The 14,846-nt window shown below is 56.0% G+C and carries 19 protein-coding genes, 1 tRNA gene and 1 pseudogene; 11 read left to right on the top strand and 10 right to left on the bottom strand.

Annotated features, from left to right (window positions below; genetic code table 11):
• Window positions 1-74: 74 nt before the first annotated feature.
• The 5 genes from EYC95_RS06635 (at window position 75) to EYC95_RS06615 (ending at window position 3,536) form a co-directional block, all read left to right on the top strand.
• On the top strand, window positions 75-926 hold the full coding sequence (locus EYC95_RS06635; RefSeq protein ID WP_131059639.1) for a 3-hydroxybutyryl-CoA dehydrogenase: 852 nt from the start codon (window positions 75-77) through the stop codon (window positions 924-926).
• On the top strand, window positions 913-1,518 hold the full coding sequence (locus tag EYC95_RS06630) for a TetR/AcrR family transcriptional regulator (RefSeq protein ID WP_131059638.1): 606 nt from the start codon (window positions 913-915) through the stop codon (window positions 1,516-1,518). Before EYC95_RS06635 ends, EYC95_RS06630 begins: the two co-directional genes overlap by 14 nt.
• A 338-nt stretch (window positions 1,519-1,856) precedes the next feature.
• Window positions 1,857-2,270 carry a hypothetical protein gene (locus EYC95_RS06625; RefSeq protein ID WP_131059637.1) on the top strand — a complete coding sequence of 138 codons (414 nt, stop codon included), beginning with the start codon at window positions 1,857-1,859 and terminating at the stop codon, window positions 2,268-2,270.
• 29 nt (window positions 2,271-2,299) lie between these two features.
• Window positions 2,300-2,647 (top strand): hypothetical protein, encoded by a 348-nt coding sequence (locus EYC95_RS06620; protein WP_131059636.1) that lies wholly within the window; start codon window positions 2,300-2,302, stop codon window positions 2,645-2,647.
• A gap of 4 nt (window positions 2,648-2,651) precedes the next feature.
• Window positions 2,652-3,536, top strand: coding sequence for a hypothetical protein (locus EYC95_RS06615; protein ID WP_131059635.1), 885 nt, complete (start codon window positions 2,652-2,654; stop codon window positions 3,534-3,536).
• On the opposite strand, the gene EYC95_RS06610 is transcribed toward EYC95_RS06615, so the two are convergent.
• Window positions 3,533-3,808 (bottom strand): hypothetical protein, encoded by a 276-nt coding sequence (locus tag EYC95_RS06610; RefSeq protein WP_131059634.1) that lies wholly within the window; start codon window positions 3,806-3,808, stop codon window positions 3,533-3,535. The two genes, EYC95_RS06615 and EYC95_RS06610, sit on opposite strands and share 4 nt — an antisense overlap.
• A gap of 36 nt (window positions 3,809-3,844) precedes the next feature.
• Here EYC95_RS06610 and EYC95_RS06605 point away from each other — a divergent pair, with 36 nt between their 5' ends.
• Complete coding sequence (locus EYC95_RS06605; RefSeq protein WP_131059633.1) at window positions 3,845-4,258, top strand: VOC family protein; 414 nt, start codon at window positions 3,845-3,847, stop codon at window positions 4,256-4,258.
• A gap of 54 nt (window positions 4,259-4,312) precedes the next feature.
• Here the strand turns inward: EYC95_RS06605 and EYC95_RS06600 are convergent, their stop codons facing one another.
• The 3 genes from EYC95_RS06600 to EYC95_RS06590 all read right to left on the bottom strand — a co-directional run bounded on the left by EYC95_RS06600 (window position 4,313) and on the right by EYC95_RS06590 (window position 7,048).
• A complete protein-coding gene (locus tag EYC95_RS06600; protein ID WP_131059632.1) occupies window positions 4,313-5,539 on the bottom strand; it encodes an RtcB family protein in 1,227 nt (408 codons plus the stop codon).
• 16 nt (window positions 5,540-5,555) lie between these two features.
• On the bottom strand, window positions 5,556-6,575 hold the full coding sequence (locus EYC95_RS06595; RefSeq protein WP_131059631.1) for an ABC transporter substrate-binding protein: 1,020 nt from the start codon (window positions 6,573-6,575) through the stop codon (window positions 5,556-5,558).
• 257 nt (window positions 6,576-6,832) lie between these two features.
• Window positions 6,833-7,048: a molybdopterin-binding protein gene (locus EYC95_RS06590; RefSeq protein ID WP_008145745.1), complete on the bottom strand. Its 216-nt coding sequence runs from the start codon at window positions 7,046-7,048 to the stop codon at window positions 6,833-6,835.
• Window positions 7,049-7,324: 276 nt separating this feature from the next.
• Here EYC95_RS06590 and EYC95_RS30140 point away from each other — a divergent pair, with 276 nt between their 5' ends.
• Window positions 7,325-7,486, top strand: coding sequence for a hypothetical protein (locus EYC95_RS30140; RefSeq protein ID WP_165557435.1), 162 nt, complete (start codon window positions 7,325-7,327; stop codon window positions 7,484-7,486).
• Window positions 7,483-8,125 (top strand): annotated as a pseudogene (locus tag EYC95_RS06585) (helix-turn-helix domain-containing protein). The gene EYC95_RS30140 and the pseudogene EYC95_RS06585 overlap by 4 nt, the downstream one beginning before the upstream one ends.
• Before the next feature lie 211 nt (window positions 8,126-8,336).
• Here EYC95_RS06585 and EYC95_RS06580 read toward each other — a convergent pair.
• From EYC95_RS06580 to EYC95_RS06560, 5 genes are all read right to left on the bottom strand, one after another.
• Window positions 8,337-8,843, bottom strand: coding sequence for a hypothetical protein (locus EYC95_RS06580; RefSeq protein WP_165557434.1), 507 nt, complete (start codon window positions 8,841-8,843; stop codon window positions 8,337-8,339).
• 343 nt (window positions 8,844-9,186) lie between these two features.
• Window positions 9,187-10,632 carry an MBL fold metallo-hydrolase gene (locus EYC95_RS06575; RefSeq protein ID WP_131059630.1) on the bottom strand — a complete coding sequence of 482 codons (1,446 nt, stop codon included), beginning with the start codon at window positions 10,630-10,632 and terminating at the stop codon, window positions 9,187-9,189.
• Between the two features lie 4 nt (window positions 10,633-10,636).
• Window positions 10,637-11,041 (bottom strand): hypothetical protein, encoded by a 405-nt coding sequence (locus EYC95_RS06570; RefSeq protein ID WP_131059629.1) that lies wholly within the window; start codon window positions 11,039-11,041, stop codon window positions 10,637-10,639.
• Between the two features lie 6 nt (window positions 11,042-11,047).
• On the bottom strand, window positions 11,048-12,082 hold the full coding sequence (locus tag EYC95_RS06565; protein WP_131059628.1) for a hypothetical protein: 1,035 nt from the start codon (window positions 12,080-12,082) through the stop codon (window positions 11,048-11,050).
• Complete coding sequence (locus tag EYC95_RS06560; protein ID WP_131059627.1) at window positions 12,076-12,591, bottom strand: hypothetical protein; 516 nt, start codon at window positions 12,589-12,591, stop codon at window positions 12,076-12,078. Before EYC95_RS06560 ends, EYC95_RS06565 begins: the two co-directional genes overlap by 7 nt.
• A gap of 259 nt (window positions 12,592-12,850) precedes the next feature.
• Here EYC95_RS06560 and EYC95_RS06555 point away from each other — a divergent pair, with 259 nt between their 5' ends.
• The 3 genes from EYC95_RS06555 (at window position 12,851) to EYC95_RS06545 (ending at window position 14,612) form a co-directional block, all read left to right on the top strand.
• The gene (locus EYC95_RS06555) at window positions 12,851-13,051 is read left to right on the top strand and encodes a hypothetical protein (protein WP_131059626.1); all 201 of its coding nucleotides are present in this window, start codon (window positions 12,851-12,853) and stop codon (window positions 13,049-13,051) included.
• A gap of 163 nt (window positions 13,052-13,214) precedes the next feature.
• Window positions 13,215-13,922, top strand: coding sequence for a metallophosphoesterase (locus tag EYC95_RS06550; protein ID WP_131059625.1), 708 nt, complete (start codon window positions 13,215-13,217; stop codon window positions 13,920-13,922).
• A gap of 417 nt (window positions 13,923-14,339) precedes the next feature.
• Complete coding sequence (locus EYC95_RS06545; protein WP_131059624.1) at window positions 14,340-14,612, top strand: hypothetical protein; 273 nt, start codon at window positions 14,340-14,342, stop codon at window positions 14,610-14,612.
• Between the two features lie 84 nt (window positions 14,613-14,696).
• On the opposite strand, the gene EYC95_RS30135 is transcribed toward EYC95_RS06545, so the two are convergent.
• Window positions 14,697-14,765 (bottom strand) — tRNA-Ser (locus EYC95_RS30135).
• Between the last annotated feature and the right edge of the window lie 81 nt (window positions 14,766-14,846).

The following is a 14,846-nucleotide window of genomic DNA, read 5'->3' as shown; positions in this document are numbered from 1 at the left end:
ACTCGCGGCCAATAGTACGCCTTCGGCCGTTGCGGCGGCCAAGGTATCGCAAGGTTGATCGGAAGGACGGGTACATGAATCTGCAAAACATTGGCGTGATCGGCGCGGGCACCATGGGCAACGGCATTGCACAAGTCTGTGCGCTGGCCGGTTTAAACGTGACCTTGCTCGACATCTCCGAAAGCGCCCTGCAAAAGGCGCTGGCCACCGTCGGCAAAAACCTCGACCGGCAGATCGCCAAGGAAACCCTGACCGAAGCGCAAAAGCTCACCGCCCTCGACAAAATCCGCACCAGCACCGATTACAGCAGCCTCCAGAACGTGCAACTGGTGATTGAAGCCGCCACCGAAAACCTCGACCTGAAACTGCGCGTGCTGCAACAGATCGCCGCACAGGTCAGCGCCGAGTGCGTGATCGCCTCCAACACCTCGTCGCTGTCGATTACTCAACTCGCCGCCAGCGTCAGCCAGCCTGAGCGCTTCATCGGCCTGCACTTCTTCAACCCGGTGCCGGTGATGGGCCTGATCGAAGTGATCCGAGGCCTGCAAACCAGCGACGCGACCCACGCCTTGGCGCTGGACATGGCCACCACTCTCGGCAAAACCGCGATCACCGCCGGCAACCGCCCGGGCTTCGTGGTCAATCGGATTCTGGTGCCGATGATCAATGAAGCGATTCTGGTGTTCCAGGAAGGGCTGGCCAGCGCCGACGACATCGACGCCGGCATGCGCCTGGGCTGCAACCAGCCCATCGGCCCGCTGGCATTGGCCGACCTGATCGGTCTGGACACCGTGCTGGCGATTCTCGAAGCCTTCTACGACGGTTTCAACGACAGCAAATACCGCCCCGCTCCGCTGCTCAAGGAAATGGTCGCCGCCGGCTACCTGGGACGCAAGTCAGGACGTGGCTTCCATGCCTATGCCTGAGCGTTGCTCGCGCTTCGCCGAGTACCGGGACCAAGTGTTGGAGTTGTTTGCCAGCAAGGGGTTCGGGCAGGTCGGCATGCGTGAGCTGGCAACGTGCCTGGGGTTGTCCCCGGGCTCGTTGTATCACCATTACCCGAGCAAGCAGCACTTGCTGCTCGACCTGATCGAGGAGTTCTACGAGGAACTGCTGTCGACCCTCGGGCGCATCGATCAAAAGGCCTCGGCCAAACGCGACAAATTGCCGAACCTGATCCGCGTACACCTGAATCTGCACCGGGAAATGCCGTGGCATTTTCGCCTGGCGGAGCGCGACAGCGGCTGCCTGAACGAAGAGCAACAAGCGCGTGTTCGCCAGTTGCGCGAGCAATACGAACGCACGTTGCTGAAGATGCTCGGCGCCCCGTCCCGTCTCGGCGAACAGGGTTTGATCGCCACGGGACATGCCATCGCCAACCTGTTCAACAGCGCACCCGGCTGGCTGGCGCAGCATCCGCTGGAGGAAGCGCAGCGCGATGAGTTACTGGAAAGCCTGGTGATGGGTGCTGTCGAACGCTTGCTGCGCCCATCACCTGCCGCCCGAGCGGTGGCCTGACGACCAGCGTTACTTCAGTGGCAGCGCTAACCACTCCGGTTAGGCCGTCGCCGCATCACTGCCGGACTTCTCCATATGCTCGCCTATGGCCGTGGATGGTCGACCGCGAAAAAATTGTGACCTGAAGTGAACGTACATTGCCATACGACTTAACCTTCTACATTCTCCCTCTAAGCCAGAAAGCCGCGAGCGAGCTCCATTCCCCTGTTTCGTTAGCTTGATGACTTGCCAAGAAAATCCGCCCCTCAACTGCTGGCAGAAGCCAACGGATCAGGGGATTTACTTAAAAATGAAGGTCGCTGATCAAAAGTCAGGCGACAAGGGAAGCGTAGAAAAGGATGTCGATCTCAAATCTGGAAGTCTTGGACATTCCGCTGGGACTTTTCCTACAGGGGGACCCCATCGATGATCCGGACATCAAGGGTCAGCACCCGCTGTTCTACGGGACAATTACCGGGCTAAAGGGATACAAACGCGACCTTCATGCCTATGTAAAATTCCTTCCGGCGGAGCGCTTGTTCGCAGAAACGATGAGCGCCACAATCGGACGGTATTTTGGCCTCCCAATTCCCCTCACCGCGCTAGTCATCACAAGAGGCGAGTCACTCGGGCGAGGACCAGGCAAGTGCATTGCCCTCGCCAGCATCGACACAAATGCCATTCCTGTCAGTCGTGCTATCAAATTCGACAAAGTCTCGCACCTCCTGAACAAATGGTCTCATCTTCACGCAGCAATCGTTTTGACGAGCTAGTCGCCAACACGGATAGGAATCTGCGGAATTTGCTTGTCGGTGCCGACGGTACAATTTGGCTGATCGACCATGAAGAAGCTTTAGCTTCACCCGTGTCCGAGGCCGGAAAAAACATCCAAAATCGCTTGCTGCAAATGGTGATCGGTGAGGTCACCGTTTTCGAGCGTCACCTGTCTGCCAAAAAGCTCAAGAACAGCTCTGCCCCCATATACGACGCAGATTTCCGAAAATATGCGGCAGCTAGCCAGCCGGAGTATTGCCAGGTATCTATTGAGCACGTTGACCGGGTGGTGGAATTCCTTGAGTCCCGAGTCCATCATATGGGTGTGCTAATGGATAGCGCGCTTGGTGTAAAACAAAACAGTTTGGCGATCTAACAAGATGCTTCCAGATCTTTCTGACTTCCCAAGTTTTCCAGAGTATGAGGCCGATTGGGCTCCCATTTACCTTGAGCCCATCGTCCAATCGGGAGAACGCCTGACAATCGCGGTTGTTGCGAAATCGAGCACCGGCGTCGACGGTTGCCTGGCAATTAGTGAAAAAGCATTAAAGTGCCTGTATGGAGCCTCTGCAACAGGAATGCGGCAAATGATGGAGATGGCTCTTAACAGAGCCCTTGAGTTTGCAGAGAACGGCTTTGAGGGCAGTTTTTCAGCAGGTATCCACGGGGTTTCCGTTGGGAAAATCCGAAAGGGTCTAGGTGTGAACATGAAGCATATTCTTCAGCAGGCGTGCAGCCTCACATCAAGCCTCTCCTCAGTTCACTCCGACGCTATTGAAGAAGAAGACGCTGAAGACGATCCGATCGTTTACGAACAGAATCTGGGTCAGCTTCGCTCCGACATACAAGAGCGTGTCCTTGGAATATTGCCTAGGCTACGGGACCGTTTCAACCTTCCACTCCACACCCAAGCGATGCAGGGATCCCGGGGTAGCTTATTTTTTTCCGGGAACAAAATGGTCGCTAGTCTGGCAAAAATAAAACCCTCAAAGCAGATTAGCCGCCATGTCGATGGCGCCAAAAGTCGCTTGTGGGATCTCCACTTTGTAAAACACAAAATCGCCGATGCGCCTCAAGACAAATGCACCCTTTTCATCTGGACGCCAAAGTCACTTGATCGATTCGATCGAGCGCTAATTACCGAATATGAGCAAAGTCTCGAAGATCTTCAGCGCCAAAGCTTGGAGGACGGCATTGAGCCCCGCGTGTTTTTTGGAGCTGAGGAAGCGGCCGAAGCAATTATCGACTACGAGCGTGCTGCTTAATCAATTATTGAAACACCACAAAATAGGCAAACCATCTGCTTAGCTGCCCCTCCGGGCATGTTATTGCCAAATTCGCAATAGCTTGTCCCGTTGGGCAGACGCAGCATGGGGCAGCCGAGAGCACGTAGTATTGTTAAAAATACTTTGTCTTCGGCGTCGTCACGCATCAATGAAGCAATAAGCCCCGCCCCTTCCATAGAAAAACCGTCTAAACAAACTCTGCACAACCGCGCATCTAACGCTTTGCTATTTGGAGTCAATTCAAAGGCCAAAGTGGGACTCCAGTCCCTCGGTTACCGGGAGCAAACATGAAAATCAATCCCTACCTCATCTTCAACGGCGACTGCAAAGCTGCCTTCACCTTCTATGCGCAAGCCCTGCAAGGCCAGATCGAAATGATGATGACCTTCGGCGAAAGTCCGGCGCGCGAGCACTTTCCCGCGGACTACCACAACCTGATCATCCATACCCGTCTGGCGGTGGGTGATCAGGCGATCATGGGTTCGGACACCACACCTGATCGTCCTACTGATGAAATGAGCGGTTGCTCGGTCTCGCTGAATGTCGACAGCATTGCCGAAGCCGAGCGTGTCTTCGGCGCCTTATCGGACGAAGGCAAAGTTCAAATGCCATTGGAAGCCACTTTCTGGGCGGCACGCTTCGGCATGCTGGTGGACCGCTTCGGTGTGTCGTGGATGGTGAACTGCGAAAAGGATCAGTGACTGTTCAGGCCTGAAAAAGCCCAGCCTGAAAGGGCTGGGCTGACGCAGAAGTGCCTAACCCTTCACGCACACCACCTGACGCAAGGTGTGCAGCACTTCCACCAGCTCGCGCTGGGCGTGCATGACGTGGTCGATGTCTTTGTAGGCCATCGGTATTTCATCGATCACCGACGCATCCTTGCGGCATTCGACGTGGGCGGTGGCGCGGATCTGGTCGGCGACGGTGAACAGGCTTTTCGCTTTGGTGCGGCTCATCACGCGGCCGGCGCCGTGGCTGCAGGAGCAGAACGATTGCTCGTTGCCGAGCCCGCGAACGATGAAACTCTTCGCGCCCATCGATCCCGGAATGATCCCCAACTCGCCCTTCTGCGCTGACACCGCGCCCTTGCGGGTGACCAGAATGTCCTGACCAAAATGCCGTTCTTTCTGCACGTAGTTGTGGTGGCAGTTCACCGCCTCCAGGGCGACGTCGAACGGTTTGCTGATCACTTTGCGTGCTGCCTGAATCACCGCGTGCATCATCAATGCACGGTTCTGTCTGGCGAAATCCTGGGCCCAACCGACAGCTTCGACGTAATCATCAAAATGCCGGCTTCCTTCTTCGAAATACGCCAGGTCACGGTCCGGCAGATTGGCGAGGTGCTGGCGCATGTCGGCCTGGGCCAGTTGAATGAAGAGGTTGCCAATGGCGTTGCCGACCCCGCGTGAACCGCTGTGCAGCATGAACCAGACCTGGTTGGTTTCATCCAGGCACACCTCGATAAAATGGTTACCGCTGCCCAGCGTGCCCAAGTGTCCACGGTTGTTGGTGCTGGCGAGTTTCGGGTACTTGTCGGTGATCGCCTTGAACCGTGGACTCAAGGCAGCCCAGGCATGATCGGCCTGTTTCGGAACGCTGTCCCAGGCACCTTTGTCCTTGATGCCACGACCAACCGTGCGGCCATGGGGCACCGCTTTTTCGATCGCGCAGCGCAAACCATGCAGGTTGTCCGGCAAATCAGCGGCGGTCAGCGACGTGCGCGCGGCGATCATGCCGCAGCCAATATCCACGCCGACGGCGGCCGGTATGATCGCGCCCACGGTAGGAATCACACTGCCGATGGTCGAGCCCTTGCCCAGGTGCACGTCGGGCATCACCGCCAGATGTTTGAAGATGAACGGCATCTTTGCGGTGTTGATCAATTGCTGCCTGGCTTCGCTTTCTACCGGGACGCCTTCGGTCCAGAGTTTGATCGGTTTGCCGTTGGCGACTTCCAGCACTTGGTAGCTCTGCTTTTGCATAATGTCCGGTCTTTTCTCAACTGCCTGCACCGCCATGTGCTTCCTCAAAGAAGTAATCTTTCCAGCTGTCAGCCTTGTTTTTCAGCACGCCAAGCGCCTGCAGTTGCTCGGCGTAGATAAAGGTGCGCTGTGGCACCACGGTAAAGTCGATTTCGGGGTCGGCGACAATTTTCTCTACCAATGGCAAGGATAGTTTCGATTGCTCCACGCGGATATAGGTCTGGGCGGCTGCGGGCTTGTCGGCCTTGATGATTTTCTCGGCCTCGGCCAGCGCCGCGTAGAACGCCTTGTAGGTTTTCGGGTTTTCGTCGTGGAATTTCTCGGTGGTGTACAGCACGTTAAACGTGGCCTGGCCACCCAATACATCGTAGGAACTCAGCACCTTGTGCACGCTGGGACTTTGCAGTTCCTGATACTGGAACGGCGGGCTGGAAAAATGTGAGTTGATCTCCGAACCGCCAGCAATCAGCGCCGACGTCGCATCCGGGTGCGCGAGGCTGATCGAGATGTCGTCAAACTTTTTGAAGTTCTCAGCGCCGAACTGCTTGGCCGTTTCGATCTGCAACGTGCGCGACTGGAAACCTACACCCGCCGCCGGTACGGCGATGCGATCCTTTTCAGTGAAGTCCTTGAGGCTTTTCACATTCGGATTATTGGTCAGCAGGTAGTTAGGCATCGAACCCAGCGACGCGATGGCCTTGACGTTTTGCTTGCCCTTGGTCCGGTCCCAGATCGTCAGCATCGGCGGCACGCCGGCCGACACCACATCCAGCGCACCGGCCAGCAGCGCCTCGTTCATCGCCGTGGCACCGGAGATGCTGTTCCAGTCGACCTTGATGTCGAGTCCCTGCTCCTTACCATGTTTCTCGATGAGCTGCTGATCGCGCACCACATCCAGGATCAGGTAACCGATGCCAAATTGCTGGGCAATGCTGATCTTGCCTTCGGCCTGAACGCCGCCGCTGAGTAACGCACTCATCGCCGCCACGGTGGCTGCCAACAGGGTCAACGGGGAGCGTTTGAAAGGAGTCACCATGAAAACCTCAACGTGATTGGAAGAACCATCGCGGCACTGAGCCGCCGACAAAAAAAAGCGGCCGAAGCCGCTAATACCCGTAAATCAAAACGCAGAACCTGTGGGAGCGTGGCTTGCCCGCGAAGAACGATGACGCAAAATACCTGAAAAACCGCGGTGCATTCTTCGCGGGCAAGCCACGCTCCCACAGGATTTTCGTCGCTCGTGACTTACCGGCATTAGCCGAGGCCGCAGATTTAGAATTTCGAATGGGCTCTTCAGAGCTTGGCGATCGACACTTCGGTGGATTTGACGAAAGCAATCACCTCGCTGCCCACTTTCAATTCAAGGTCGCGCACTGAACGGGTGGTAATCACAGAAGTGACAATTCCGGACGCCGTTTGCACGTCGATTTCGGAAACCACTTCGCCCGTCACTATTTCCTTGATGACGCCTTTGAACTGGTTGCGGACGTTGATCGCTTTGATGGTCATGTTGAGGCTTCCTGTCTGGTGTCGGACACATCCGCATGGATGCGCAGGCCTTCAAAGTGCACCACCTCAACCGACATCAAAAGGAATATCTAGTTATCTATTTATAGCTTTATGGAATATCAAGAGCTAAGCGCAGGCTCTCCTAATCTTGAAATTGCGCTGCACATTCATAAGAACCAAAAGGCATTAATAGAAACAAAATAAGTATTTATAGTTATAAAAATATCCTTGTACTCTCAGGTCATCCCGTCATTCATCACCACAGTGAAGTGCCCCATGAATCCGACTGACAACCTCATCGACTTCGCCAGCTACCGCAAACGCAAACAGGCTCAGCAACGGGCGCGGGCCATGTGGGAAATGTATGCACGCAACGCCGGCTTACAGGCCTTTCAGTGGGTTCAGGCATGCCAATCGACCGAGACACGCCAGGCGTGAACGCGAACGAACCCTCGCGCTTTCTGGCGAGCGCCGACGCACCTGTGCTGGACTTGAATAACCTTGAGCATCTGGAAGAAGACCCGATCTGCGAGCGTGTCGCGCAGAACCTGCAACGTCTGCGAAGCAAGCGTGTCCCTCGACGCCCTGGCCCGACAATGTGGTGTGAGCCAGACCATGCTCGCTCAGATCGAATCGGGGCGCAGCGTGCCCTCGATCAAGGTGCTGTGCAAAATCGCCAAGGGCCTGAAAGTTTCGGTGGCTGCGTTTCTTGAGCATCGGGCCTTCGAAGGCGTGGCGGTGCTGTCGGCCAGCCAGAGCAAACGCCTGGTCAGTGCCAGCGGTGCGTTTGTCAGTCGCGCGCTGTTTCCGTTCGACGTGGCACGCCAATCAGAGTTTTACGAGCTGCGCCTGAGCCCTTTGGGCGAAGACGTTTCCGAGGGTCACGGTCCCGGTGTTCAGGAGAACCTGGTGGTGTCTCAAGGCGTGCTGGAAATCAGCGTCAACGACGCGCGTTACCTGCTGTCCACCGGCGACTCGATTCTGTTTTATGCCGACCAGCCCCACCGCTATCGCAACCCCGCCGACAGCGAAGCGGTGGCGTATCTGGTGGTCACTTACCCGGAACGGCTGGACTGAACAACACCCCTGTGGAAGCGAGCCTTTGTGGCGAGGGGATTTATCCCCTTTCGGCTGCGAAGCAGTCGCAAGTTCAGGGCCGCTTCGCGACCCAACGGGGATAAATCCCCTCGCCACAACGGCTTGCCCCTACAGGGATTTGTGGTGTTGCGGAAATTAAAAAGCCTCCGTGACCATAGGGCCGCGGGGGCTATTTTTGTGCTGTCCGGGATCAGCAGGTGCAGCACATCAGCGGCATGCCATTGCAGCTCAGCATCATCGGCATGCTGCAGTCGTTCATCATCTTCATCATCAGGGTGCAGCAGTTTTTCATCATGTCCATGTTCATGCCGGCCATCGGCATGATTTTGCACATCATGCAGTCGGCCATCAGGGTGCATTCCATCACGCACTTCATCGACAGCATCGGCATGCCCATCATCGGCATTGGCATCATGGTGCTCATCATCGGCATGGCCATGCTCGCCTGGGACATGCACATCATGCTCATGTTGCCGCAATGCATCATCATCGGCATGCCGCAGTTCATCATCTGCATCATTTCAGCGCTGTTCTTGAACATGGCCATGTCCATCCCAGCGGCCGGCATCATTTTGCACATCATGCCGTCGTCCATCATTTCGCAGCTCATGGTCGCCATCATCATCGGCATGCCCATCATCGGCATCATCGGCATGTTGGCGTTCATCGGCATTTGCATCTGCATGGCGTTCATCATGGTGTGGCTCCCTGAAGGATGGATAGTAGGACAAAGCTGGTGGAGCGGATTCTAAGCAATGGCCCACACACAACAAGATGACGATCAAACAGCTGGAATGAATGCTGGAGCAACATTAACGGGATCAACAGGACACTCACGTCCGTCACAACGAACGTGCGGCTTTTATGACAGATGCCAGGCGAGTCCCAGCGTATTTTCCAAGGTTATGGATATGCGAGCGAAGCCTATATAAATAGCCGAAGGAAATAATCGTTCTAAACAGCGTCGCGAATTTTGCGTTCTCAAGCATGAGTCCAGAGTGAAAACGCCTGAACGTGGTGGATATCGGCCTCCCTTGAATTCAATACGGGATCAATAACTCCACCCACAACTCATCCGGTGCATAACTCAGACTGGCCGGGTTATTCGGGTCTGTCGGTGAATCATTGAAGGCTTGGATTTCGCTTGCGGGTTGACCATCACCTGAAACAACCCGCTGTCGGGTACGTTGTTGCAGCGCACTCAGCAGATCCGGGTAGGGCATTTTCCAGTCTTTGCCTTTCGCGACATCAGCATCCACCGGGATCATCGCCACCAGCCGGGGATCGTGCATTTTCTCCAACCCTGCCGCACGAGCGGTGGCGTTATGGCTGCAATGGTGGCCGACTTTGTAGAGAGTCACCCGTGCAAGGATGTCATCGCGGGTCAGCGGCGCGGGGTTTCCTGCCACCCCCGCTTTGGGATAAGTCTGATCTCCCCAGGACATCCAGTTACCCACTTGGGCATCACCGGGAAAAAGCAGGATCTGTCCGTCGGGCAGTTCGAAAGCCAGGACCAGGCTTGTGTTGTTGGTGTCCGAGTCCATCTTCAAGGCCAGGGTTTGCGCCCCATCCAGCCATTCGTCTTCAATGCAACGCCATTGGTTTTCGCTGCTGAAATAGCGCTGCTCGACACTGGCCGAATCTTCATCCTCCCCGCTATGGTTCTCGGAATCGCTTTGCGCCTTTGCGTACGTACGCTGATAAGGAGGGGCAAACGGAATATCGGCACCGGTTGGAAGCACACCTTTGAGCAGGAGTGTCCGCGCCTCCAATGCCATGGCTTCGTCCAGGCTGGTCATGTAGACCTCTTTACCCGCCCCTGCGCTCGGCAAGTCCTTGCGCAAACGCTCTTCGGATCGCGGCGGTCCCATGACGTACGCCTTGAGCGTTTCGATGACGACCGGTCGCACCACATCACCGGGCTCCAGGTACCGGATCGCCTTCGATCCCGCCTTGGCTTCGAGTTTTGCGATGGTCGTGCGCTTGTCCTTGTTGGCTGCAGCGGCAAGCGGCTCGATAAATGCCGACAGGCCATGCACCGTCTTGATTCGCGCATCCTCGTGCAATGCGGTACCGCTCCCACTCAGGCCGACGACACTGGCCAACGCCACTTTCGCCCTTTTAAAGCGGGCATGCAGCGCTACGGCCTGGGCATCATTCAAGTTCTCGGTCCAGGCCAGCCAGAGTTCACCGATGCGAAAATCGTCGCCAAAAAAACGTGCTTGCTCATAGAGGAAGCCGGAAAGGTGATCATGATGTTCGTGGGTCACCACCACCAGGTCCAGCACGCCGCCAGTGGTCTTGTGAATGTCGTCGACGATGCGCGCCATTTTCAGTTTGCCGTCCTTCGCCCCTTGAAGCACGCCACAGTCGATCAATACGTGGCGAGTTGCCCCGGCTTCCGGGTAGCGAAGCAGAAAGCAGTCGCCGAGAATTCCGCGGTACATGCGAATCGCTACCTTGCCCTGCAAATCAGCCTGGGTCATGGCGTCACACTCCACGGTGGGTCATGGCAAAAGGGTTGTCGTCCGGGCTCGGCTGTCGATAGGTCAGGGCGAGACCGTCATTGCCGGTTTGCAGGAAACGTCGCTGGGCGTCCAGACGCTCATTGTCATTGATGCGCTTGCGGATCACGTAGCGCAGGCTGCCATCACGCAGATCAATGATAAGTGTCGCGCCGCCTCGAAACGTAAAGTCATATTGGCTGTGACCTTTCTCGCGGGTTGGTTGCAGATCCTCTTTACGTTGTTGCTCGACATCGAAGTAGCCGCGACGACGTTGAGTAATCTCGACGACCAGTTGCCGAAGATCCTGCCCGTCCGGCCCTGCCCTGCGACAGGTTCGGACCGAGTGCACTTCCACGGCCGGTTGAACGCCATCCCCTCCGATGAACAATGACCCTTACATCCTTGTTGCATCCGGATGGGCCGCGAAGTAAATCCCTAATACTTTCTCCCATTCAGCGTCGTGATCTGACTCTTCCATCAGCCAGCTCCACACAACTTGTCGATTGTGTTCTGACTGGAGATACGCGTTGCCCCGCAGGTACTGTGGCGTGAGATCAAGCGATCCCCCCGGCCACTTCCGATTTGGTTTCGCGGGTGCTTTGAAGTCGAGCAGGTCATCGGCCGTCAGTTGAAGTTCGTCTGTCTGATAACCCTTCAGTGATTCCCAAAGCAGGCTGTCCGGCGCCAGCGACAAACACTTGTCCGGAAAAATGCCGCGCCGGCGAAAGGCCTGGATCACTGCCAGGCGATAGTGCATGGGATCATCCGGCACAAGGTCGTTGTCGGACGTGACGATCGCCCGCAGAAACTCACCAAAATGCACATCCACCGGCGGCAAATAGTCCAGTGCACGAATGCACATACGCAGTACATGATCGGCAGACTTAACGGCTTCGCGGGTCAGGCGTGCGATCAGTTCTGTCGACAAGTTTGCCGTCGACGTCTTGTCATGCCCTGCCAGCCGAAAAAGATCGGTCGTGCGTTGCTCATAAATGGTGATAAAGGCGTCGAAAACAGCGGCGACCAAGATCGCGCCCCGCTCATGCGGTTCGCTCAACCGCGAAAGGCGTGTCGGGTCCGGCAAGCCGTCCTGGCCTTTTTCGTCGATGGCTTCGCGCAATGCCGCATAACGGCCCGAAGCCTCACCGAACTGGCGAGCCAGGCCACTCAACCAGGAGCGCTCACTCAAGTTGCCACGGCGTGCCTCCAGCTGACTGGAGACAACTTCGGGCAAGGTGAAATGCATCAACAGCGCAACAATATCGGCAAAGGCTTTATGAAACGCCAAACTATCGACGCTGGTCGACTCGACGAAACGACGGTGCAGGCCGTCCAGAATGGCGTGGGTTGTTTCATGCGCGACAATATCGCGGGACAGCGCCGTGAATATCCAGCCACCCGGCAAGTTCACACCGGCATCGCTCAGCAAGCTTTGAAGTAACCGAACAACAACGCCTTTTTCGCCGGGCTGTAATAGGCATTGGCCTCGCGCAACGCGTGGGGATAGATACGTAATCGTCGTACATAGACGTGAGTCGGTTTGTTGCGCTCATCGTCGACAACCCTGGGTGACCAGAACACCTTGCGGCCCAACGCTCGCTCGAACAATCTGATGGTTTTCATCGCAACAGTAAAGACCATTTGCTGATGGAAACGCGGGTCACCCTCGGAGGGCGCGATGCCGTCCTGGGCCAACAAATACGGGTTATTCAAATCCACCGGTTTGTAGAGTTGGCCGCTGGTGGGATCAACATCGATGACTTCCAGATACTCGTTTACAGGTCCCGGCAAGAGATCGGTTTCCCAGCGCTGCTCCCAAGGCAACTCGATGGTGGCGTGGTTGATCCCAACCGTTTCCATTTGAGTCGAGGCTTGCGGGTCGAACGCATAGACCCGCAGTTTGCGCATTGGCGGTGGCGGGTAGTCGGACTTATCCACTGCGGATCTCCTTGTCTGACGAACTAGCGTTAGAGCGGCCGCCCCAGTGGCATAAGGTCTAGTCGGCGGGAAGCGCCGGGTCAAGTTGATGGTTTTTTTGTCCGCGATAACCATTCGTCGTATATCAAAACCTGGCGCGTAACAGGTGCCCCTGTCTGGCTTAGGGATTGCACAAGCCGGTCATGCAGCCCCAGAACGACGTAATTCTGACGCGGCGGCAATCTAATTAACGCTTGGTCAGTCCCCCCGGAGATGTAACGTGTCAACTCTCAATGAAATCGCAGCGAACCACGCGAGAATGGCTATGGCAAAGGCAGCAGAGTCGACCGGGCTGAGTGAGCGACACCTTCAAATCGTCGGTAGCGTCGAAATCCGCACCCCTGATGAACAACCGCACGTTCCACTGCACTTTATCACTGTGGCGCAGGACAACCACCTCGCCCAGGCGGCTGGCTACTAACGCTGACCCTGTCGAAAAAAACCCGGTGCAATACCGGGTTTTTCTTTAGTTCTTTGTGATCAACCCGAAGCCCTATCACTACGCCTTGCCCGCGACTTGCGTCGACGCAGCCTAAACTCAAGTGACCACGAACTCGCCGGCGATTGGCGGATGAGGCACTGCCATGTTCGAAACCTCAGAGGTCACGCGCGTAAAGCGCTACGCCGAAAACACTGCCGGTCGAGATTTCGCCGTCGGCGACATTCATGGCCATTTCACTCGGTTGCAGGCTGCTCTGGAAGGAGCCGGGTTCAACCCCACGGTCGATCGCCTGTTCAGCGTTGGCGACCTGATTGACCGCGGGCCCGAATGCCGTAATGCGCTCGATTGGCTGGACAAGCCGTGGTTCCATGCAGTGCGCGGCAACCATGACGACTACGTGGTTCACTTCGATACCTGCGACGTCGATAGCTGGATCTACAACGGCGGCTTATGGTTCACGGGCCTATCACTGTCCGAGCAGAATGAATTCGCGGCGAAGTTCGCCGAGTTACCCATCGCCATCGAAGTCGAAACGACACAAGGCCTGATTGGCATCGTGCATGCCGATTGCCCATTTGCATCATGGGAGCGCCTGCGTGAGGAACTGGAATCGCCAGAGAGCAGCCAGTGCCTGATTCAGGTGCAGCACCGCTGCATGTGGTCACGAAGCCGACTCGATCAGTGGGAGATGCATGGCGTTGAGGGCCTGCGCGCAATGATCGTTGGGCATACACCGATACGAAAACCGGTCAGGCTTGGCAACGTGATTCATATCGACACCGCTGGATGGAAGCCGGAGGTGGGTTACTTCACCCTTTTGAATCTCGATACGCTTGAAGCCGCGGTTTGACGTATTTTTGTCGATTCAGGTGTCGCACCCTTTATGAGAAACGAGTAGAACGCCAGTTGCATGGCCAGGACGAAGAAGAAAACAGGTTCGACAGGCCAATGAAAGAAGATCGCTGCACCCCAGCAAAGCAATAAAACGAAGGCAGCGATCAAACAATGTCGCCTCGTTATTCGATTCGACACTTTCACTGTCCATGTAATGAAATTTGAGTACCGACTCATTCCGCCCTTATCCTTCCCTGGTTCGGCGTCATTGTATTAGCCGCGTAAAAGTCTTACATGCAAAAAATGATGGCACCTGTGCTCACGTAGCGAGGCTTATTGGGCTTTCTCATACTTACCGTTCGTCCTGACATCAGCACGTTCACTCTCCGTGCTCTTCCAATGCATACATTCACTCGCACAGTAGGCGCAAACGATGAACAGCAAAATTGCCGCTCTCATGCTCGCGGGGCTTCTGCCGATCTGCTCGGTTTACTCGCTCGCAGCCGAGAAGAATACGGAAGACGCTACTATTCCGCCGAGTGCTCTTCCGGGGCTTAATCAGGGGGGTGAGTCAAACGCGGAAAAGGCGGACAAAAAAGGGGAGGAAGCTGCGGGTTCCAATTCTGGTGCAGAGTCGGAGGAAATGGACAAAGACGCAGCGACTTCAAGTGACTCGGGGGATGAAGTAACGAAGCCAAAGCAATAGTGGCGAGCCCTTGTGCGGGTTTTGCGCAAGCCTGGAACGAGGAAGGGGACCAAGCCACTAAGTACTTGATCCCCTTACGAAAAATGGTCGGGACGGAGTGATTCGAACACTCGACCCCTAGCACCCCATGCAAGCAGATGGGGCTACGTACCGCTAAACACGTGACTCCATAAGGGGCGCTCGCTGCAACGATGCCCAACCGTGCTTAACGCCGAGTGACAAACTCACTACGTT

The organism is Pseudomonas sp. BGI-2 (assembly GCF_004310295.1).
In the GTDB taxonomy this organism is placed as follows: Bacteria; Pseudomonadota; Gammaproteobacteria; order Pseudomonadales; family Pseudomonadaceae; genus Aquipseudomonas.
This window is presented reverse-complemented; position numbering and strand designations above follow the sequence as displayed.